The following is a 22,572-nucleotide window of genomic DNA, read 5'->3' as shown; positions in this document are numbered from 1 at the left end:
ATATCTTATCCTATGTGGAACTCTAGCTCATCGATAATGTACATAAATACATTAACATAATCAGTACTCAAGTCTTGTTATTTTCTAGCACATATTTAAGTGTTTCTTCTAAACTTATGTCTAGATGGAAACGTCTTCTAAAGAATCCAACTATGTGTTTAACATCACGTTCTAGTAACCGTAAAGCCATAGGATCTGTGGATAATGTGTATTGAGGCCAATCAATTATATATATTTTCTCTTCGTCATCACTAGAATTCACTAGGATATTGTATTCGCTTAAATCGCCATGAACCATACCTACGGTTCTATAGATAGTCTTTACAGTATTTATTATCTGATTGAATACGTTATATGGATCAATGAGTTCTTTGACTTCGTAAAGCATCAAACCATCTATGAATTCTATGGCAACAGTATGCAATATACCTCCATATATCTTCGGAATGTTCCCTATTAAATATTTATTAAGAAGGTAGAGAGCTTCTCTTTCCCTTTTTCCAGCTATAATACTCTTATGGAGCCATCTACCATGTTCAATATTTTCATAGTATCCTCTATACTTTGTGACATGCCTAAAACACTGTCTTCCAATTCTGTAAAACTTAATTGCGATAAGCTTATCGTCATTACCGAGGCCTCTATATATCTCACTTTCTTTACCTATACCTATCCTGTCGTCTATAGCTTTGATCACATCCTTATAAACAAGAATATTAAGAGCTAAACAATCAAGTCCCAGAAAAGTTACTCTATATGATTCAATTGTTGGATGTTTAACTAACAATTTCAGTTGAAATAATTTCTTAATTCTGGCTACTATTTCTTTTTGAGTGTATCTTTCTTCAAATTTCCTAACAACGAAGTCTAGAGGTACATACTCAAATTTATTTAAGTTTCTGACCAAGAACCTTAATAAAATGAAGTCCTCTGGAACAAGTTTTCGGTAGATAATTCCTATTTTTGCCAATAGCCCACCCTACAGTCACATAATTTAGTACTGGTGTTAGCTATCTTTAGAGTATATCTTATGAGGTTAATTAGAATAATAATGCACAGGATATTATAAAACTATTTAGGTGTGTCAGTGGCGGCCGCGATTCTCTTCATTTATTATGGATCGAGAGCGCGGGATTCTTCATCCAAATAAATGATACGTGTTAAGATCAGTTTATATATTTTAGTCACGATGATTTCTAGCTGAGGATTATTTCCATTAATTAAGCTTTACATTGTTGTACATAATTTGTTACATAGAAATTTATCGAATTTATTGAAGAGATAAGAGTTTCATGTATCCACTAGTCATATAATTTTCTATGCCTAGTCTTTAGATTTTTGCAGTTCATTAAGGATCAGTTTGGCATAATCGTATGATATTTTACCTTCTTTGATCATCATTTCAGCAACTACGTGTATTAATTCGCCTTTAGCGCCTGCCATTACAGCAAGATTTCTAGCATGAAGTTTCATGTGTCCTGCCTGTATACCAGTAGTAACAAGAGCTTTTAGTGCAGCAAAATTCTGGGCCAGTCCTACAGCAGCCATGACCTCGGCTAACTCTCTTGCTGTTGTAACCTTAAGTATCTTGAGGGCTATTTGTGCTATGGGATGAGTTTTCACCGCACCCCCTATTGTACCTATCTGAAGAGGTAGTTCTAATGTTCCAACCAAATATTCGCCTTCTAGATCCCAGTAACTAAGGGGTCTGTATCTACCGTCTCTTGCAGCATATGCGTGGACTCCAGCCTCTATTGCTCTATGATCTTGAGCTACAGCTAGGGCTACAGCTATTATACCGTTCATTATTCCTTTGTTGTGTGTTACAGCGCGATATATGTCAGCTTCAGCTATAGCAGAAGCATCAACTATCTTTTCAGCTATATCGCGCCCTATATCTTGCACAGGTATCCGGACCCATGCACGTGCTAATCTATATGTAGCATAGTTAGACACTATCTTCAGTCTAGCTTCGCCACCAGTTATTTGTTCCAGAAATGGTGCAACAGCTTCAGCCATGGTGTTAACAGTATTAGCGCCCATTGCGTCTAGAACATCAACAATAAGATGAACAACTATAACAGGTCCCCGCCTCGTCTCAATTACACGAACATCGATATCCTTAACACCACCGCCAAGCTTTATTAGTGTGTTATTAGTAGCGTTAGCCATATCGATTAATGTATCTTTATGCTTCAAAATCTCCATAACGCTATATCGCGGTGTTAACGATTTTACTATATGGATTTGCGCTATCATGTATTGTTTATCAGCATTAGCACATATACCATTACCTTCCCTCATAAATCTAGCAGCATTGCTTGCGGCAGCCACTACGCTAGGTTCCTCGGTTACCATAGGCACTATATAGTCTTTTCCATTTATTCTAAAGTTTACTGCTACAGCAAAAGGATACGAGATTGCTCCTATAACATTTTCTATCATAGAATTAGCGATTCTTGAATCTAGGTTTCCAAAGTTTCGTAATAGTGCTACTTCTTCATTACTAAGTCCTGCCCATTCTTTAATTATCTTCAACCTTTCATCGATTGATAGATTATAAAATCCTGGAATTCTTGAACTCATCACATTTGAACTCAAATTATCACCATTTATCTAAATACTGACCGTTCTTAACTATGTTAGCGGAGTATATTAAGCTCTAATAATGCACTATATATAGCCTTTTCTGCTTCAGTATCTGAATCAGAAAACACTAAAATTATTGCATCCTTATCTTCAGCTTTGAGTATAGATCTTAACTTCTTTAACGATAGATATTCGTTTTCGTTGAACTCTCTATAGGGTGGGATATATGCCAAATCATTATCTATGTATACTATTATAACTGCCTTGGCACCGTATCTGATGATGTGATCTCTTATGTTTGTTACATTAAATTGGCTAAGTATTACCGTACCTTTTTTTATCAAAAATGCGTATGATTTTTTGTACAGTAAAAATTCTTTGTCAAGTATATTACTTGCTTCAATGACGTTGCTAATAGTATTTCGAATACCCTCTGCGATTTTATATCCATGTGATGTTAAGAAACATCCAGCTACGGGATCTACCTCAATTATATTAAATAACTTTAATCGTTTTATTAAGGTTCTAACAGGGGTTATTCCTATACCTAAGTTTTTAGATAGTAGCTGACGTCCCATGGGACCCTTTTCATATAGAATTAAGAGTGCTTTTATAACATGATAATCATCAAATGAGGGTTTCACCCCTTTTGTAGACGATAATGTTCTAGCTATTATGTCCTTTAGTGGTAGGGTCAAGAGGTTCCCCACGTTCTATACTGTCGATTCTCTTCTCACGTACTTTACATTAAGTTAGAAACACTAATATCTTTTCCTGAAATTAAATAGAGTCGAAATAAAAATATTTTTAGCTAGAAAATATCGATCATCGTATAGAAGAATTAGTAAACGTTATGTTATCAGCTTTCTGATATAGGATATGTGTAATGCAATGTAATTTTACGGAGTCTATCTATAGTATTCTCGATAAATTTGTTGACTCTATCTTTGCTTATCCCTTTTGATTTAAGGACATCTAGAACTATCTTCTCTACAACATGATAATTCTTATAGTATTCATTTAATCTTTTCCACTGAATACCTGATAAAGCATTAGCTAAGTCCTTATCATGAGGTATAACACCCTTAATCATTAGCAATGCTAATATAGGATAACCAATATATCTTCGTAGCTTAGTACCATTGTCATCACTATATGCTACACCTCTATCAAGATCTACATAAACATTATATCTCCTGGATCCATCTGATGATATAACTATAGCTTTTTTATCGTTTATTAAATTAATCCTTTTATCGCCAATGCAACCCAATGCCTCTAAGATTTTGATGCGTGGCGGCAATTTCAATGTAGAACTCAAGCCACCCCCCCATAAATACTTTGCTTTCCGAACTTAATAACTGTTGTATTCATTAAGAAACAGCGTGATAGAACTATTACTGATATAGTTAAACAGCCTGTGATAAGCTTATTAACAAAACGAGTCTTAAACTTATCAGCATCTGGGCCCGTAGCTCAGCCAGGTAGAGCGGCGGGCTCTTAACCCGTAGACCAAAGGGGCGGAGGTCCCGGGTTCAAATCCCGGCGGGCCCGCCACATAATTCAATTCTTACTCAATTTAGTACTAACTTGAACTATTGCTATCAATTCCAGGAATCAGCCATAATGAATTGTACGTACAGCGGCTTGCCGCATCATTAAAAACATTATTATAGATATAGAAATACCGAGTATAATATCTGTTGTATATGACATATTTAAACAATCATTAGAATAAAGAACATTCTATTGTGTGGCGGGCCCGGGGGGATTCGAACCCCCGACCACCGGCTTAGGAGGCCGGCGCTCTATCCTGGCTGAGCTACGGGCCCTTGTACCTAAATAACGGTCTGAATACATGATTATAAATATTCGTGGTGTATATATTTTATGTTATCTTTAAGTACGTGTTTTTCATTAGTAATGCATCATCTTCTAGATTTGGTGATTCGCTTATAACTATGCCTTTTACGCTGAATTCTTTCAGTATTTTCATGAGGTCTCTATAATTAAAGTCAGATTCATTTAGGTTTAGGTGTTTTATTTCACCTTTGTTTCCGTACTCGATTCCACTTACATGTATATGCATATTATTTAGTGCTGTTCTTCCTAATCTGTTTTCTATTACTATTAGTACTTCTCTAAATTCCTCATAGGTATTGTACTTTCCTATTGTTCTAGCATGAAGGTGTGCAAAATCTATGCATGGTAGCACGTAGTAGTCGAGTTCTTCACTCAAAGTTATAACCTCCTCTAGAGATCCAAATTCACTTATGCTACCCATTAGCTCAGGTCTTAGCCATATCTTGATGTCTGAATTTCTAAGCATATCTGTAACAACTTTTAGTGCATTCCTAATGTTATTGTATGCTGCTTCATGAGATGAATTACCATAGTAACCTGAATGAAATACAACACTCCAAGCTCCAGCCTCATATCCTATTTTAGCGCTTTCTACTATTCTTTGAATACTTGCCTGAACTTTTGATGAATCTGAAGAATTTAGATTTACGTAATAGGGTGCATGAACTGTAAGAAGTACTCCCAATTCTTTAGCAACATTTTTCGCTTCTTCAGCAAGCTCTAGAGACATCTTGATACCACGTACAAGTTCTATCTCCATACCATCAAGTTCTAGCTCGATTATCCTCTTAATACCATTAATTGTGTTCTTCCTAGCCGTGGAGTTTGGTATACCTGCTGTACCAAAGTGCAGCTTACTAGGTTCAAACATAATGCATCACCATAGATTTTATAACTTTTGAGAGGTGATAAATATGATGTGGCTTCAAATGAATACAGATGAAGACGGAGTCTACATGTATAATAAAAATGCCTTAACATGGACTAGACTGAAGCTAGGAGAACCATATGTACCACGCGAAGACGGTCTGCATGTAGTGTACTTTAGGAACAGGAAATGTCCAGGTTGTAAGGCTTTTGATAGAATATGGATTGAGTATATTAAGAAGCATAGAGAAGACCATAACATTAAAGAGTTCATAATAGTTCAATGTACACATTTCTTCTATGAATGTTTTGATGGTGATGCAGTAGACACGTTCATACTATACCTAGTTTTGGAAACTCCGCAGGTTATAGCCATAATATCTGAAAACAGCACCCCTATATACATTGAAAGAGAAATCGGTGTAGACACCTTAGATAAGCTTGAAATATTTGTTAACGGTACTTTTGACAGAATGAAAAGATACTTTGAAGAAAATCATGAAGAGGAAACAGATAGCGGATCTCTTTATATAGATCTCGATTTCAAGAAACCAAAAGAAGTTGTTTCGAAACTGAGGAAGCTTTTATTTGAGGGTAGAAATATTAGAGAGGTATGTGATGAAAAGGGCTGTAGAATTTTCATTGAATAGCTGTGTTTAACGATAACTTTAATATTTATTCTATTTCTAAAAACTATAGGTATAAACCTATGATACCGATAGTTGTTGTACCTTTTGCGTCAGAAATACATGGAAAGGAATACTATGTAGGTCTTTACGATATAATTAAGAATCATATAGCTGTATACGGTGTAGAGATTCATAAAGAGATCATTACGGATCCAGAAGAGGCTATACGCGTAGGTAAGAAATACTCAGGGTTCCTACCTATAGCGATAACCCTAACCGGAGGTACGAGTAGTCTTATAGAGAGCTTTAGTGACGGTGGTAACTTTGAAAGAATTATAATGTTTTCACATTCTCAGCACAATAGTTTGGCCTCAGCAGTTTCAGCTAGAAGTAAAATGGAAAGAAGAGGTATTACGAGTCTTGTTTATCACTGTTCTAACATGAATAGTACTGAATGTATGTTGATCATCAGAGACATGATGAGTGTAGCCAAATCTGTGGCTACCGTAATAGGTTCTAGAGTAGGTCTTCTGGTTGATAGAGATACTAAAAATGAAATTGAAGAAACTTTTGAATTTAGGTTTAATGCATCAATTCATATAAAACCTTTTGAACAGGTTTTGGAAGAAATGAATCGTTATAGTGAAAGCGACGTTAATGAAGTAAAGAAACGTATCACAGGAGTTATAGATGTGGAGGGACCAGGTGAGTATATGGATGAAGTAGCAAGGCTCTATCTAGTCTTAAAGAATTTTGTAGTTAATGATAAGCTTGATGCTGTAGCTATTGATTGTTTTCCATTTATATTAAAAAAGGGTATAACGCCCTGTATACCTCTATCGTTACTTAATTCTGAGGGCATTATAGCTGGATGTGAAGCAGATCTTCCGGCTTTATTAGGCCTCATGTTGTCACGATTATTGACTGGAAGAAGTGGATGGATGGTCAATGTAGTTGATGTTTCATCTAATAGATGTGTTTTAGCTCACTGTACCATAGCATTAGATATCGCTAAAAATGTCAGAAGTGTAGCTCACTATGAATCTGGAAAACCCTATGCGGTAACCGGAGAGTATATTGGTGAGTTTGTAACTCTTCTTTCAATAGATAGAGACTTTACTGTAGCATCAATTGCTACAGCTAACGTTGTAGCATCTGGTACTTTAGGTTATTCGGCATGCAGAGCGCAAATGGTTCTAGAATTTAGTCACAGTACTGAATATCTACCTAATATTGTTCCCAATAACCATCATATCGTTATGCAGGGGAATCTGCGCAAAAAACTTACAGAAGTACTTTACATGTTAGGATTTGATGTAATTGACTATAGAGAGTATGAGGGGTATTCGTGTGCCTAGACCCAGGAAGTTCTACTATCTACTTCATCCAAGACCTGTAGTCCTGCTAGTCTCCTTATGTCCCAATGATCGCGTAAATATTATGCCTGTTTCATGGATTGCACCGATATCTGAGGAACCTCCAACAGTAGGAGCAGCAATAGGTAAAGAAACATATACGTATCGCTGTCTAGAATACCACAAAGAAGTTACAATAAATATTCCGTCTATAGATCAAGTCGATACGGTCTACAGCTTAGGAACTATTTCAGGAGCTAATGTAGACAAGGTGAAGTACTTTAAAATAGAGTTAGAGAAAGCTAAGAAAGTATCGGTGCCTATACTTAAGAATGCCATAGGCTGGATCGAGGCTAAAGTTCTTGACATAGTTGATGTAGGAGAGTCACGTTTCCATGTATTTGAGGTACTTGAATACTATGTGAAAGAAGATTCTGCAGATATTTGGGGATGGAATTTTACAAAAATCAATATACCTCTACACGGTTCTGGTATGTTCTTCTATTACGTTGGTAGATACATTAAGGCAAGATCCTTTCAAAACCCTTAGGCATCAGGCTTAGAGTGATGCAAAGGATGATACAGTACTTCAGTATACTTGTCTTACCTATATCTATACTAAGATTACGTTATTTCTGCTGTAATCTCGGAGTAGGGGGTCACTAAATGGTATTTAATTAGTAAACCAAAATACTTTATTCACAATCAAAATATAATACCTCGGAGTTAGCAAAAAGTCTTAGTAATATTTATTGTAGTGGTGTGGCATGGCCCAAGTAAGGGCTTTAGCATTACATACACCTCTTAATGGTAATGAGAACGTTACTGAGTCTATAACTAAAATCGTGGACAAGATTTCCGAATGTTTAAGTATTTGCGGTATGAAGCCTTGGACATTACGTTTAATACTTCCTCCAGCTACAGATTGTAGAGATCTATACAGATTGTCACAAGATTTATTTAATGTGTTAGATGATGATATAATGGTAGGTTTAGGTATCGAAGAACATAGAGAATGTATCAATAGTATAGTTCCATTATTAACTACATACCCGAAGCTCTATATGTCTACAAGATGCGATAATGATATGTGTATTGAAAAAGTTGTTGATAGCGTGTATCTTAGACGGAGCATTGATATTGATTATAACGTTTACACGAGATTTGCATTAATTTTCGGTACATGGATTGAAACCCCGTATTTCCCTGCAACATGTAATTTTAGTAATGTACATGGATTGAGTATTTCATTAATGTATGTAGATTTAGTCGAGAAAGCTCTTTTTAATAACAATGTGTTAGAATTGTTTAGATTTATAGAGGAGTCTAATGGTAAAGCTATGTGTCTTTCTAAGTGTTCTGATGTGCCGTTCATCGGGGTTGATTTATCACTATCTCCATGGATGGATGAAAGTGTTGCAGGATTGATAGAAAAACTCATAAGAAATAGAATTGGGCATCCGGGAACCATAAACGCTATATATAGCTTAAATAAATTGATAAATAGAATTATAGAGAGGCTTAAGCTTCGTAGTATAGGTTTCAATGAGGTTATGTTACCTGTAGCAGAAGATTCTATATTAAATGAACGGATCAAAAATAGTGATATAAGACTTCGGGATCTGATAAATTATTCCTTAGTGTGTGTAGCAGGTTTGGATATGGTTGCTATACCAATTAATGCGAACATCTATAGTATAGCAATTGATATGTTAACTGTACATAAAATAAAGAGGAGAAATGTTGCAATGAGGGTAATACCGGTAGATCAGAATCCAACCGCCCCGGTAAATTTGAAGATGTTTGGCACAACATATGTTGCAATGATTTGAATTTGATGATATTATGGTGAAACCATTGGAGACAATATTTCCAGAATTAGAGCAAAGGCTACCTCTACTCCTTAAGAATATTAGAGACAGATTCGACAAAGAAAAAGGTTCTACGGAACAGGTTTTAAAGAAATATAGATGGTATGTAGTAGAAGAAGAGAGAGAATGTAGTTGTGCAGTAGCTGATTCAAGTTTCTTACTTATAGAATCGAGAATAGGACATATATATGCCATCCAAGGAATGGCAGCAGTTTACACAATCCAAGATAATACTGTAAAGAGATTAGCTTACAAAATGTTCTCGGATGTGGGATTAATTAGTGCTAAACCTACGAAGAAAAGCTATGTGATTAGGAAATCAATTTTCAAGAAAGCTTTAACGAGCTATGCGTATATGCTTGAAGTAGAGAGCATTGTAGATATTATGAACACACAATTAGTTGATGCCGTGCTTATTGATGGATCGTTCATTTCTTTTGCAGCAACTAAGATAAGCAAGGAAGCGGAGACAACTATAGAGAGCATCAAAGATACATATAGTCTAGAATCGATAGAAAATAGAAAGAGTATGTGTATTAATGAGTTAAGCAAAAAGAAACATAGCGTTTTCTTAGCAAAATCATCAAATGCAGGATTCTATACACAAAGTTTATATTCTGATATGTATGTCTTAGAACTTACAAGATTGTATAGAATCTATCCCTACTATAGATCTGGATTTCTAGAGCCTATAAAGATTAAAACAAATGCTCTATCAAAAATTATTGATGTCAGATACATTGATGTTAACAGCGTTACTGTTACATATATGAGATTAAGAGATAATGCACCTGTTTACCAAATTTCATTCCCACGTGAGGTACATGAAGAAGATATAAAGTATGTAGCTTCATGCTTGAAGAAGTGGTCTTCTTCTGGCTATCCTGCACCGTTGGAATATGTTCATAGGATCAGTAGGCTTCCTAGGAAAAGCCTTATCAATGCCATGATGCTCATAGGGATACCTATAGCCTCAGGTAGAGAAATAATAGAAATTGCCTAAGACTTTTTAACTACTTATACATCCTATGCTATATAGTGTTTCTCGAACATAGTTTTCAAAGTTGTTATAAGGAATGTAACCAATAACAGTATCCACTAACTTACCATTATGTAGTACTAATGTTGTTGGAGTAGAATATACGTGAAAGACCATGGCAATCTCGGGCACATAGTCCGCATTAGCTTCAATAAATACAGCTCTATCTGAATAGACTTTAGCAACCTTAGCAAATATAGACTTAAATAATTGACAATAAGGACATACTGTCGTGGTGATGAGGACGAAGGCTACTTTGCATACATCCACTGCCTGTAGAAATTCGTCATACGTGCGTACAGAAATAGTCCCTTTGTTTAAATGAGCTTTGCAGCAGCTTTTTTCAACTGTTCTAATTTTAGAAGCATTGGATGTTATTCCTGATACAATTCTATTTAGTATTTCATTTAATTCATCGTTTACATCGTTAATGTTGCTAGTATACATTAGTCTTAACCGCTAATCTAATGTAATACTACCTTAAAAACCTAACTATATTAACAGAAAGTCGTAATATTTCATCAAATGTATTAATGATCTGACAAGACGTTAGCTAATCACAATGACTCCATATTAGCCATTCATAAGGTCAAGATATATGTAGTTTTATCGAGATGTTCAATGATTATAAGGGGATGACGTCATATAAGGATATTATATTTTTAAGCTAAATGATTTACGGAGGTCACGATCATAGGATTATCTTGGGAGCCTAATAATGAAAATTGATGAAGTTACACGTTTCTTGAATATCTTGGACTCTATGAATATATTGATCAGTTCTTATATCGTTGAGCAGAAGATCTTAGATCTCTCATCACTAAATAGTAGATACTATATAGCTCTTCATGACGTATTATTACCAATAGCAATTAAAGACCGTGAAGATGGGATACCTAAAGTTCCACTTATTCCATATACTACAATATATATTCATGAACAAAAGATATATGCTGTTATAAAGAGTTATTTCTTGTATAGAAAGTTTAGCAACAATTTTTGGACCCACATTCCAGCCATAGACTTGACATCTAATGAGAATTTACTGATTCTAGTGTCTTCAGCTTTAGCTCATAAAATTGTTCTATCACCTAGCGAGAGAAACATTGTTCGTATAATGCCAAGCAACATAAGAACATACATAGATGTAGCTTTAAAAATCATTGAAAATTTTAATGACAAGTCTCTCAGAGAATTAAAAATAGATGATAATCAGGTCTTAAACATAGTTGAATTTATCTTATGGCTTAACGAATCTAAGGATGATAACCTAAAAGAGGTAAGATACCTTAAGGGTATAACTATGAGGATTTTCAAACTTATATATAATGACCATGAAATAGATTTAAAGAGCTCTACAGCATTCTCACCAAGATTTATAGCTAGACTGATTTCGATAATACCCAGCACCGTACTACTAGCTATAGTAAATAATGTAGAGACCGCATATAGAATAGCTCTCACAAGTTCTCTACTAGGCAAATAATATCTTCATCTATTCATTTCAAAATCGTTTACTGTTATCAGTATTGCGCCTTCGTTCAAAAGTTCCTCAATAGCTCTAGCAGTAGATCCTCTTGGGATATCCACTCCTCTAACAGCATCCATTAAGAGAAAGACCTGGTATCTCAGTCTAAGTGCATCTAGTGCCGTCGCTTTCACACAATAATCTGTAGCAACACCACAGATAAATACTCTTTTTATTTCTCTTAATTTAAGCATCTGATCAAGATTTGTTCCTTCAAATCCGCTATAAGCTTCTATATTCTCGTCATAAGCTTTAGATACAACTATTACGTCTTGAGGCAATGCTAGATCTGGATGAAACTCTGCTCCCCTGGTTCCTTGAATACAATGTGGAGGCCAAGGTCCTCCTCGAGATTTAAATGAAATGTGGTTTGGTGGGTGCCAATCACGTGTTGCAACAAATACTGCTTTATTCTTTTTAAACATATCTATATAACTATTTATTATAGGTATGATTTCGAGAGCATTAGGTACGGGTAAAGCTCCCCCAGGCATAAAGTCATTTTGCATATCAACAATAATCAAAGCATCCATAGGCCGTATTCTGATTACAGCCATAGATTATTTGCACCAATAAATAGTATATTCTACAACTTTATTAGATTTCATCAACTTTGATTCGTAATGTACAATGCAGATCATGTACCTAGTTAATGAGTGAGAAATAGGATTAGCTGATATATTCTTGTTTAATATTAAGTAAGAAAAGGAAATATAGTTAAAACAAGTATTGAAGGATATTACTCACATTATAGATACCATAGTTAGAGTTAGTTAATGCTCTAAGAAATATCGTAGTTATAGCACACTATTACCTAGATACCCAATCCTTAGAAATAGTTATAAAGATAAGGATCTTGATAAATTCTATCTAATTATGACTAAATTATTGTTTACTCTGGTAGTCTAAAATACAATTCATTTACAAGTTTTTCAACGATTTTCTTATCAATTATATAAAGGTTTTTTTGAACCTCCTCTATGATACTCCGTCTGTTATTAATATAACCGTATTTACCGAGGTACCATAGGACGGCATCAATATGTAAGGGGGGTATATGAGAAATAGTTGCAACACTATTCCAGGCGTCTCTTATAACATCAGCTTTTTTCATTATTAACGATACCATGTCTTTATTTAGAGTTTGGTGCACAACATCTATCATACCTGATGTGAAAGATATGTACGTCACTCTTCTATCTACTGGTATAGGTAACTCAAAAGGCAATATGGATCTCATGCCTTGAGCTTTATGAAAGTAATAAACAATTTTTATCGAAAATACAACTGTCTTGTACTTGTATGATATTTTTAAGCACTCAGATGTTTTTCTAGCTAACTCTAGATAATGTGTACTAGTGGTATAATCTAAAACATCAAGACAATTACCTATCTTCATTATTCTTTTGAGTTTGTTCTCATAAGCATAATTATTGTATCTATATGTGAATTCTTTTATTAAGTTTAGAAGTTGCTGAACATCTTTTAACTTATCACAGTTTTCTACAATGAATTCTGTAAATTTTTTCCAAAAATACTCACCTTTGGTTTTTAATTTGTATGTAACTAAGGCATTAATATAGAAAGCGTAAATAAGATTATCAGATTTGCACATAGCTATAGCCTTCATAATCGATAGATATTGAGGGTCTATATTTTCAAAAGTCGACACATTTTCGATACCTATGGACTTAAACATTTGGGCTACAGATTCAATTCTATCTCTATCAACAATAATCATAATCATATTACTCCACTCGTACTTAGTAAGAATCTATTGACAAAATATAAAGTTTACCGAAGAATTTAAGGATAGATCTCAATATCCTCTCATGCATCAGGAAATCGAACAATTACAATCATAATAATGTCAGTATCGTCGGTACATTATATGCACATCTTTGATATAAAGAATTCAGTATAAGTATTTCTATCAGTTAGAAACACTTAATTATTAAAACATATAATTTAAAACATATAATACTGTCATCTAATATATCAATATCGTATTTTTGAGCATCATGATGAGATGTAGCAAATCTGATCGTAATGATGAAGGGCTCTTATCTGAAAATTGCATTAGTATTTTAGTATCGGTAAGAGATCTCTATGAATTATTTGATGAATTTGTCTATATATCCTTTTAATTTACGCCAAGTTTCATCAAGACTTTCAGGTATAACTTTAGTGTTAGCTATAACCGGCATAAAGTTTGTATCTCCATACCATCTGGGAACAACGTGTATATGTAAATGACCTTCGATTCCTGCTCCTGCAGCTTTGCCTATATTCGCTCCAATATTAATACCATCTGGATTATAGTTCTGTCTGATAGCTAATATGACGATGTTTACCGTCTTTATAATATCTAAGAGCTCTTCATCAGACAATAGCTCCAGGCTTGGTGTATGTCTTATTGGAGCCACCATTGTATGACCATTATTGTAAGGATACCGATTAAGCATTGCAATAGCGTACTTAGTTCTGTAGATAACATAGTTATGCCTATCATCACCTTGCACAGCTTTACAGAAGATACATTCATTATTTTTTGATAATGAGACTATGTAATTTCTACGCCAAGGAGCCCATAACACATCCATTTCGTACCACCCTATCTCTCTATACATTAGTTTCATGATTTAGATGTGATCACTAGCTTATATATATCTATATTATCAATAAAGCTAAATGAGACGTAACATAAAGAAATATTGCTATAGAAATCAACGTAACCATAGGTATTCCCCATGTAACTACAATAGTTGTATCTGGCGGCAATTTTTTCAAGACATTGCTCCAATAAGCATCATCTTCTTCTACATTAAATGTTAATCTTTCTATAACGTTTGGTATGTATATAGGATAGTAGAAACGTTTAGCCTGAAGGTCCTCTACTTTAACTATTTTCCCGAAAAGTATGTAATGTAACATTTTCCGTAAAGTCATTTTGTATTTCTTCAATTCCTTTACATGTATTATGTTGTAAACAGTATTATAAACCATATATATGAATACAATAAGCGAGTACAATATGAATATAATAATTATTGGTGGTAGAAAGAGCACTAATAGTAAAATATTCGAATTAATCAAGTATTTGGTATTCTGAGCTAAAACAATCAATTCTATATTACTTGGATACATAGATACAAACGCTATGGTACATAATACATCGGCTCCTCCAAGTAATCCTAATACAAATGATAGAACACTCAATAATAGTATCATCATGATAGATAATGTAATAGATAAATACAGATGAAGTTCTGTAAAACTGACATAGACAATATTCGTGTAATTTTCAATGCTCTTAATCGATATTAAGTTTATTACCACTCCAAATACTATTGGAGGTATCCATATTAAAGGGTTGATCTCGCGTTTAATCCAATCACTAAAAGCTGCATAGCTATATGTTACATAAGCCACTATGCATTTCAAGATAATACCAATAACAACTATATCTAAATCTCCAATAAAGCTCATTTACGTCTCACTACCTTATATCTAAATTTAGGAGTTGAATAAGTTTAGAGCAGATGTTAGTTTGAGTACAACTATCGAAGAATGCATCAATTTGCTTCTACTCTGGATCTCTAATACCTGCCTCTGTAATCACAAACACTGTTTCAATTTCTGGAAGGTGTGGCGCATCAACAATTCTAGCAATTCTTCTGTTTCCTCGACTCTTTTTAAGTTGTACCCTTATACCAGGTGCGTGATATAGTACATGTCCACCAATAGCAACAGTAGGATCACCATAAAATATATCGGGTCTTGCCATGACTTGGTTCGTGATGATTACGGCAACATCATACAATTCTGCCAATGACATAAGCTGATGTAGATGTTTATTTAGTTTTTGTTGTCTTATAGCTAGGTTTTCTCTTCCCGGATATTCAGCTCTAAAGTGCCCGGTTATAGAGTCTACTATGACTAGACCTATGTTTTCCTTCGGTATCATTTCCTTTAATTCCTCTATTATTGCCATCTGGTGATCACTATTAACGGCTCTTATATACAATATTCCCTCCATAACAGCGTCAGGGTTTAAGCCTAGAGCTTTTGCCATAGCCTCTACTCGTTCCCATCTAAAAGTGCCTTCACTATCTATATATATAGCCTTCTTATTTAAACCTCCTTTTTCTATAGGAAGTTGGACATTTACTGCCAATTGATGGCACAACTGGGTTTTGCCACTACCAAATTCTCCAAAGAGTTCAGTGATTGTTTTTACTTCAATACCTCCTCCAAGTAGACTATCAAGGTTACTGCTACTAGTAGTTATTTTTGGAAGACCAATTCTTTCCTTCTTTAGCTCTAATGCTGTTTTAAAGCTTAATCCCAGAGCAGCTCTTGCTTGTGAAATGAGTCTTTGAACTGTTGGCAAGGGTATTGCTAAATTTTGACTGAGTTCTTGAGCATTTGCTACTGATAGTGCTTCTAAAGTAGTTATACCTACCTCTTGCAATTTCTTCAGTATGGTACTAGAGATACCTAAATCTTCAAGACTTTTAATCTTCTGTTCAGTCATATAATTTCACTCTCCGCTAAGTTAGTGATATTGGGTAAAAGACCTAATATAGTCTACTGCACCTAGCAGAAAGTTTTGGCTAATACCATAATAGATATATCGAATAAACTACATCTAAGTGAGGTTCTGTAAAGTATAAACTTTATAATCACCTCTAGTACTATGTAGTTATGAACAAGGATTTAATCTATAGATTAGGTGAAACAATGCGATTATTATTTATTCACGCAAAAACGTTTATGTACAATATTGTTAGTAAAGCTGTAGACGAAGCAGATGATATTACAGATGACGTAATTCACGGTAAAGAACTTAATAATGTATTAGTAGTCTTTACAAGCATTGAATCTAATGACGAAAAGGCTCCAGAAGCTATTGTAGAAAAAGCGTGTGAAGAGATTCTGGATGTGTATAAGAAAGTTAAAGCTGATGCTGTACTTCTCTACCCCTATGCTCATTTATCCCATTCATTGGCATCTCCGTATAAAGCTCGAGAGATACTTAATAATCTCTATAGATCCTTGCTAAAAAGAGAGGTACATGTATATAAAGCTCCATTTGGATGGTACAAGGAGTTTTTGATTCATTGTTATGGCCATCCATTGAGTGAGCTATCAAGACGTATTGAAGTGGACCAAGTTATACAGAAGAAAGTTATAGAAAAGAAATTCTATATAATGGCGCCTAGTGGAATGATATACAATCCTGAAGAGTATCTATTCAAGGACAAAGAAAAAGAATTCAAGATATTAGTAGACAAAGAGGTTTTCGGAAAGGAGCTTGAAGGGGGAGAGGGCAGAATTAGTAAGTATTTGAGAAAATTTGGATTCGAATGGGAAGAGATATCGGATAAAGGGCACATGAGATATCAACCGCATGCTACAGTAATTCTTGATGCTGTTTCAATGTATTCATGGATTGCAGCAACATCATTAGGTATACCTATTTTCAGGGTTAGAGGAACCAATATGTTTAGTCTGCGAGCTGAACCCGTAAAACAGCATGCAGAACTCTTCGGAGAAAGAATGTATGAAATTGAAATGGACAACGAAATCTTAATCCTGAGATTTGCTGCATGTTATCAACAGTTCTCTATACTAAAAGACTGGACATTAAGTTATAAAGATTTACCTTTGGGCATGTTTGAAGTAGCGGATAGTTATCGATATGAACAAAGAGGAGAACTTGTTTTAGGATTTAGATTGAGAAAATTTCATATGCCTGATTTACATATTCTTACAAGAGATATTGAGGAAGCAAAAAAGGTTGTTCATATAGTTAGAGACAAGATAGCTGAAGAAGCTAGAAAAGTTGGTAGAGAGTATCTAGCTATATATAATGTGACTGAAGATTTCTTTAACAACTATCGTGATTATATCCAAGAACTAGTCAGGAGAGAGGGAAAACCTGTTTTGCTAGTAATTTATCCAGCTAATATATACTATTGGGTTATAAATGTTGAATACATAATTATAGATGAAATGAATAGGCCTAGAGAAATAGCTACATGGCAGATAGACGTAGGAAATGCCAAACGCTTCAACATATATTACACAAATGAAAATGGGGAAAAATTATATCCAGTAATTATTCATACGGCTCTACTTGGTTCCTTAGAGAGATACATATACATGGTCTTTGACGCAATAGCTCAGGCCGAGAATAAAGGTCAAGTTCCGGTGCTACCAACATGGCTTTCACCTATTCAAGTAAGAATTATACCTGTTAAGAAAGAACATTTTGAATATTCCTATAACATAGCCCGTGAATTATTGAGGTATGGATTTCGTGTCGATATAGATGATCGTGATGAGAGTTTGGGTAAGAAAATACGTGAATCTGGAATTGAGTGGATACCTTATGTCATAGTTGTGGGTGATAGGGAAGTTAGTACAAATACTGTAAATGTTCGTATTAGACGAGATAGTGTACAGAAGATCATGACGCTAGACGAACTTATATCTATGCTCTTAAAAGATACGGCAGGATATCCGATGGTTCCACCAGCATTACCATTACTATTAACTCAGAGGCCTACACTATATTACCTCAGACCTATAGAATAATTAACCGGAAATACATTGCAGAATCATAGCAGATGATGGTCTGTTGCCCACACTGATTTCATGATGATATGAACCTCCTCTGAAGGTGCAACATAATGGATGAGGTTACAGTTAAAGTACCAACAAAGATCACGTTATTTGGCGAACATGCGGTCATCTATGGTGTTCCAGCCATAGCCTCAACAATCCCTGTATACATGAACATAAAGGGTAAGACATTATCAGAAGAAGTCGTTTCTATTACTTTTAGTAACAAATTATCAACACCTCTCAGCAATATAACCATACATCGCGATAGAGAAGAAATACAGTTACAATCTGATACTGTGATCGTTAAAAAATTACTCAATTACATTTTAACATCGATAGATCTATGTGAACAAGAACTTGGTACTACAAGAAATAGGGGATACAGTTTAATCATAGATAGTCCTCTACCCACTGGAATAGGATTAGGGACTTCTGCAGCCACATCCGTTGGTACGATTGTTGTATGTCTTGCTCTAAATGGCTACATAGAGAATCTAGAGAATCATCGACAAGATATAGCTAAAATGGCTTGGAACGTAGAAAAAACAGTACAAGGGGCGGCTAGCCCCATGGACACGTACACGATTACATTGGGTGGACTAAGATACATCGAACCTAATGTACCTAAGGCAGAGCTCATAGATACTGACAATTGGATGCCAATAATTGTTGGCTATACTAATCGAAAAAACACAACAGTCGAATTGGTTCGTAAAGTCAGAAAACTCAAAGAAAAAGATGAAAATGTATTTAATGAGTTATTGAACATTATCAAGACTATTGTAGAAAACGCTAGAAAAGCTTTTCTGAACCATGACATAGAAACCTTAGGTGTGCTTATGAACATAAATCATGGTATCCTTCAATCCCTAGGTATAGTAGATATGACACATGACACATTGCTTCATGTGTTACGAAATGCCGGAGCTATAGGTGCAAAAACCAGTGGTGCAGGAAGTGGAGGTGCCTTTTTAGCTTTAGCGCGATCAACAAGCGAACTAGATGAACTAGCTTCAGTTGCTGAATCCTTAGGGGCCAGAGTAATAAGTAAGGGACTATGTAAGGATGGTGTATCGTTAGTATAGAAGCTTGTAATTAACTGATATTGTTTATGGTATCACATATTAACGTATGTACGAGCAAGATAATAAAACATAAACACATTTATAATAATACTTGGCTAGCTATCAACTGAATTAATCAGTAATGCATATTGTCAGTTAAGTATATAATTAAATGAAGATATGAATGTACATAACATTATAGATAATATAATTCTCGGACACTATAAGTAGATTAATATTATATAGTAAAGAAATCATTTTGAATAGGAGGTGGTTTAAATCCTTCATATAGAAGAATCGAGTGAAGACAAAAGTAGGGGTATCATGATGTTCTTAAAGCCTGTGTATCATGGAGAAATTATTTTGACCACAAGGAGCAAGGTGAAATGATGTCAAGATCTATCCTAAGAACAGTGTCAGCACTCATGAGTGTTATAGGTAGTTATCTAAATGACGTGAGTTATGTACTCAACTATGCAAAATTGTGATAATAATGGGTCGAACATCTCTATATGAGTTTCTTGAACGATTAACAAGGGATAGAAATATAGAAATTGAATTTATTAATTTAGTAGAATACAAAGAGAGAGATAAAGTTAATTCTCTAATTGAATCATGTATTGAGAGAGGTATAATGGAAAAGATAGGTAACAACATAAAACTCGTAGATGCTGTCGAATTCTTAACATATCTACCCTTGTATGGTATCGATCCAAGTAGATTAAGTATGTATATAGAATGGCACGAATTTGAGGAATTCATAACTAGATTACTTATAGAATTCGGCTGGGATACATATTTAAATTATAGACATGATAGAGTTGAAAGATTTCAAATAGACATAATAGCGTTAAATCACTCTATAAATTTATCTTTATTTATTGAATGTAAGCATTGGAAAAGAATGTCTAGTTTCTATACGAATCTAGAAGATATAATAGATAATCATATAAAGAGGATTGAAAAATATTTAAGAAATTGTGAATGGGTCTGTCTTAAACTTAGCAAGCTTAGACATGTAATGAACATTCTTCCTGTTATTGTAACACTACACGATTTACAAATTAAAGTATTTAAAGGTGTACCTATAGTTTCATTATACAAATTTCGTGATTTCATACTAGATATAGACCGCTATATTGACTTTTTGAATCTGAAAATTTATACAAATAGATGTTATAGTGGTAGGTAACCATAATTAATTATTTGTAACGCTCTTTCTGAAACACTATTGCGGCATATCCCACAATTATGTCTTCATCACTCGTGACATCTCCTGAATGGTAATACTTTAGTAACTCAGCCTTTCCATTTAACAGTTTAACGTACTCAATAATTATTGCTATAGCTCCATAACCACATATTGTTGCATCATATTTTTGAATAAGCTCTAAGAAACCTTTAGTATCTAGATTAATTATTCTATCAATGAACATCATATCGAGTTCTCTAACTTTATTACCTACGTTACTTGTAAATAGTATATAATTATATATCGCTCCATGATGCGTAAAATCAGATGATGCTATAACTATACATCTCTTATTGCTTTTAACGATAGTTTCATATAGTGCTTTTGCAAATAATTGTGCTTCTTCGTAATCTATCTCTCTTACTACAATTGGTACTAATCTAAAGTCTTTGTAAATATATTGGAGAAACGGTAGCTGTACTTCGATAGAATGTTCTCTTATATGGGCTAGTGGATCATCGGTTAGCTCTTTATAATTTTCTTTAAGTGTTTTTATTAGCTCAATATCGACTTCTATGTCACCTAGAGGAGTTGACCATCTACTAAAGTAAGTTGTTGTGGTTATATGTCCTCCAAATCCACTATGATTTGTACCTAGAATTATGACTGTATCTATTTTAGGTTCATTTTCAGCTAATTTCTTGTAAAACCAACTGGCACATGCACCAGAATATTGGTACCCTGCATGAGGCACTACACCTCCTACAACATTAACCTCATTGATATACCTTTTAGGTAGCTCGCCAGGTCCCAGCTCTCTATCTACAAATGCCTTTTCTATTTCTTTTATTAACTTATCCTTGTTTATTGGATAGAATCCCCATATACCAGCCTGAGAATCTCTAACTTCATATCCCATGGATATATACCTTCATCAAATCATGTACCTAATTCTAAAGTTTCTCTAGAAACTTTATATCTTCACTACCCAATCTCCACCCAAGGGCTCCAGCAATTTCGTCTATATGTGTTTTTCTCTCGGATTTAGGTATAGCGGTTACGTATGGTTTTGAAATAATATAATTAAGGGCAACCTGTATAGGTGTTTTACCGTATTTATTTGCCACATGAATAATCATTGGATTACGCTTCACGGAACCCCTTTCAAGAGGTGAGCATGCTTGTAAAGTCATTTTATTTTCGGTAGCTATTTTCAGAATGTCTTTTTCTACACGCTTATCTAAAATACTATACTTATTTTGAATCATTACGATACTATACTTTGAGAGAGCTTCAAGAGCCTTTAAGATGTCCTTAACTTTAAATCCGCTTAATCCTATATATCTTGTCAAACCCTTTTGAGCGATATTCTCTAAAACATTCATCTGCAAATCTATTGGTACAACATCGCCAGGTCCATCAACTAACAGGATATCTACATAGGAAATAGACATACGTTTTAAGCTATTAGATAAAACTTTTATAGCATTCTCTATATCTGAAAGTCGATATGAATCAATTCTAAGCACAATAAATATTTCATCACGCTTAAATTTCTTGATTGTTCTTCCAATAACTTCTTCAGCAAGACCTTCCCCATATTGATCTGATGTTTCAATAAGTCTTAATCCAAGATTAAGTGCGTGGAAAAGGGCTTCTTCAGCCCATCTATAATTCTGTATACCCTTAGTACCTAGTCCTATGGCTGGAACTTTTTCACCAGTATTACCTAGAGGTTTATGATCAGCCATATCTATTTCTACACTCATAGTATTACCACACGAGTTATCTATCTTTATGCAAGTGTTATTTAGAATAAATAATCTTTATCTACTTTTATCTCGACATCAGCTTTATAATCTATAAACATTATCAGGTTGATCGTAATCCTTTAGTAAGTCTCCAAAGACTATTATACAACTTCAGATTAAACACGGTTCTT

Annotated in this window: 22 protein-coding genes and 2 tRNA genes; 10 read left to right on the top strand and 14 right to left on the bottom strand. The window is 34.4% G+C overall.

Going from position 1 to position 22,572, the window contains the following annotated elements; genetic code table 11:
* Positions 1-67 precede the first annotated feature (67 nt).
* The 4 genes from QXK50_05540 to QXK50_05525 all read right to left on the bottom strand — a co-directional run bounded on the left by QXK50_05540 (position 68) and on the right by QXK50_05525 (position 3,910).
* Positions 68-970, bottom strand: a complete 903-nt coding sequence (locus tag QXK50_05540) for an RIO1 family regulatory kinase/ATPase (GenBank protein MEM2008625.1) — start codon at positions 968-970, stop codon at positions 68-70.
* A gap of 353 nt (positions 971-1,323) precedes the next feature.
* Positions 1,324-2,601: a hydroxymethylglutaryl-CoA reductase, degradative gene (locus tag QXK50_05535; GenBank protein MEM2008624.1), complete on the bottom strand. Its 1,278-nt coding sequence runs from the start codon at positions 2,599-2,601 to the stop codon at positions 1,324-1,326.
* Positions 2,602-2,642: 41 nt separating this feature from the next.
* Entirely contained in the window at positions 2,643-3,287 is a 645-nt protein-coding gene (locus tag QXK50_05530) for a DUF4443 domain-containing protein (GenBank protein ID MEM2008623.1), read from the bottom strand.
* 161 nt (positions 3,288-3,448) lie between these two features.
* A complete protein-coding gene (locus QXK50_05525; protein MEM2008622.1) occupies positions 3,449-3,910 on the bottom strand; it encodes a hypothetical protein in 462 nt (153 codons plus the stop codon).
* Positions 3,911-4,054: 144 nt separating this feature from the next.
* On the opposite strand from QXK50_05525, the gene QXK50_05520 reads away from it, so the two are divergent.
* Positions 4,055-4,146, top strand: a tRNA-Lys gene (locus tag QXK50_05520).
* A gap of 197 nt (positions 4,147-4,343) precedes the next feature.
* Here QXK50_05520 and QXK50_05515 read toward each other — a convergent pair.
* Positions 4,344-4,421, bottom strand: a tRNA-Arg gene (locus QXK50_05515).
* A gap of 56 nt (positions 4,422-4,477) precedes the next feature.
* Positions 4,478-5,323, bottom strand: coding sequence for a TIM barrel protein (locus QXK50_05510; protein MEM2008621.1), 846 nt, complete (start codon positions 5,321-5,323; stop codon positions 4,478-4,480).
* A gap of 43 nt (positions 5,324-5,366) precedes the next feature.
* On the opposite strand from QXK50_05510, the gene QXK50_05505 reads away from it, so the two are divergent.
* The 5 genes from QXK50_05505 (at position 5,367) to QXK50_05485 (ending at position 10,177) form a co-directional block, all read left to right on the top strand.
* On the top strand, positions 5,367-5,969 hold the full coding sequence (locus QXK50_05505) for a hypothetical protein (protein MEM2008620.1): 603 nt from the start codon (positions 5,367-5,369) through the stop codon (positions 5,967-5,969).
* A 59-nt stretch (positions 5,970-6,028) separates the two neighbouring features.
* Positions 6,029-7,306 (top strand): hypothetical protein, encoded by a 1,278-nt coding sequence (locus QXK50_05500; GenBank protein ID MEM2008619.1) that lies wholly within the window; start codon positions 6,029-6,031, stop codon positions 7,304-7,306.
* Positions 7,299-7,853 (top strand): flavin reductase family protein, encoded by a 555-nt coding sequence (locus QXK50_05495; protein ID MEM2008618.1) that lies wholly within the window; start codon positions 7,299-7,301, stop codon positions 7,851-7,853. Before QXK50_05500 ends, QXK50_05495 begins: the two co-directional genes overlap by 8 nt.
* A 217-nt stretch (positions 7,854-8,070) precedes the next feature.
* Positions 8,071-9,135, top strand: coding sequence for a DUF711 family protein (locus tag QXK50_05490; GenBank protein MEM2008617.1), 1,065 nt, complete (start codon positions 8,071-8,073; stop codon positions 9,133-9,135).
* A 25-nt stretch (positions 9,136-9,160) separates the two neighbouring features.
* Complete coding sequence (locus QXK50_05485; GenBank protein MEM2008616.1) at positions 9,161-10,177, top strand: DNA double-strand break repair nuclease NurA; 1,017 nt, start codon at positions 9,161-9,163, stop codon at positions 10,175-10,177.
* Positions 10,178-10,183: 6 nt separating this feature from the next.
* Here QXK50_05485 and QXK50_05480 read toward each other — a convergent pair whose 3' ends face one another.
* Complete coding sequence (locus QXK50_05480; GenBank protein ID MEM2008615.1) at positions 10,184-10,660, bottom strand: thioredoxin family protein; 477 nt, start codon at positions 10,658-10,660, stop codon at positions 10,184-10,186.
* Between the two features lie 271 nt (positions 10,661-10,931).
* On the opposite strand from QXK50_05480, the gene QXK50_05475 reads away from it, so the two are divergent.
* A complete protein-coding gene (locus QXK50_05475) occupies positions 10,932-11,699 on the top strand; it encodes a hypothetical protein (GenBank protein MEM2008614.1) in 768 nt (255 codons plus the stop codon).
* 5 nt (positions 11,700-11,704) lie between these two features.
* On the opposite strand, the gene QXK50_05470 is transcribed toward QXK50_05475, so the two are convergent.
* From QXK50_05470 to radA, 5 genes are all read right to left on the bottom strand, one after another.
* Positions 11,705-12,298, bottom strand: a complete 594-nt coding sequence (locus QXK50_05470; protein MEM2008613.1) for a nicotinamidase — start codon at positions 12,296-12,298, stop codon at positions 11,705-11,707.
* A 335-nt stretch (positions 12,299-12,633) separates the two neighbouring features.
* The gene (locus QXK50_05465; protein MEM2008612.1) at positions 12,634-13,488 is read right to left on the bottom strand and encodes an N-glycosylase/DNA lyase; all 855 of its coding nucleotides are present in this window, start codon (positions 13,486-13,488) and stop codon (positions 12,634-12,636) included.
* A gap of 367 nt (positions 13,489-13,855) precedes the next feature.
* Positions 13,856-14,344, bottom strand: coding sequence for an HIT domain-containing protein (locus QXK50_05460; GenBank protein MEM2008611.1), 489 nt, complete (start codon positions 14,342-14,344; stop codon positions 13,856-13,858).
* A 67-nt stretch (positions 14,345-14,411) separates the two neighbouring features.
* Positions 14,412-15,230 (bottom strand): hypothetical protein, encoded by an 819-nt coding sequence (locus QXK50_05455; GenBank protein MEM2008610.1) that lies wholly within the window; start codon positions 15,228-15,230, stop codon positions 14,412-14,414.
* Positions 15,231-15,327: 97 nt separating this feature from the next.
* Positions 15,328-16,278 (bottom strand): DNA repair and recombination protein RadA, encoded by a 951-nt coding sequence (gene radA / locus QXK50_05450; GenBank protein MEM2008609.1) that lies wholly within the window; start codon positions 16,276-16,278, stop codon positions 15,328-15,330.
* 206 nt (positions 16,279-16,484) lie between these two features.
* On the opposite strand from radA, the gene QXK50_05445 reads away from it, so the two are divergent.
* The 3 genes from QXK50_05445 to QXK50_05435 all read left to right on the top strand — a co-directional run bounded on the left by QXK50_05445 (position 16,485) and on the right by QXK50_05435 (position 20,630).
* The gene (locus tag QXK50_05445) at positions 16,485-18,344 is read left to right on the top strand and encodes a threonine--tRNA ligase (protein ID MEM2008608.1); all 1,860 of its coding nucleotides are present in this window, start codon (positions 16,485-16,487) and stop codon (positions 18,342-18,344) included.
* A 95-nt stretch (positions 18,345-18,439) separates the two neighbouring features.
* Complete coding sequence (mvk, locus tag QXK50_05440; protein MEM2008607.1) at positions 18,440-19,459, top strand: mevalonate kinase; 1,020 nt, start codon at positions 18,440-18,442, stop codon at positions 19,457-19,459.
* Between the two features lie 472 nt (positions 19,460-19,931).
* Positions 19,932-20,630: a hypothetical protein gene (locus tag QXK50_05435; GenBank protein MEM2008606.1), complete on the top strand. Its 699-nt coding sequence runs from the start codon at positions 19,932-19,934 to the stop codon at positions 20,628-20,630.
* Between the two features lie 10 nt (positions 20,631-20,640).
* On the opposite strand, the gene amrB is transcribed toward QXK50_05435, so the two are convergent.
* Together amrB and QXK50_05425 are read right to left on the bottom strand one after the other, a co-directional pair.
* The gene (gene amrB / locus QXK50_05430; protein ID MEM2008605.1) at positions 20,641-21,549 is read right to left on the bottom strand and encodes an AmmeMemoRadiSam system protein B; all 909 of its coding nucleotides are present in this window, start codon (positions 21,547-21,549) and stop codon (positions 20,641-20,643) included.
* 34 nt (positions 21,550-21,583) lie between these two features.
* Positions 21,584-22,399 carry an aldo/keto reductase gene (locus tag QXK50_05425; GenBank protein MEM2008604.1) on the bottom strand — a complete coding sequence of 272 codons (816 nt, stop codon included), beginning with the start codon at positions 22,397-22,399 and terminating at the stop codon, positions 21,584-21,586.
* Positions 22,400-22,572: the final 173 nt, after the last annotated feature.

The organism is Ignisphaera sp., assembly GCA_038831005.1.
GTDB lineage: Archaea > Thermoproteota > Thermoprotei_A > Sulfolobales > Ignisphaeraceae > Ignisphaera.
Note: the sequence above shows the minus strand (reverse complement) of the source record. Positions and strands in the feature narration are given on the sequence as shown.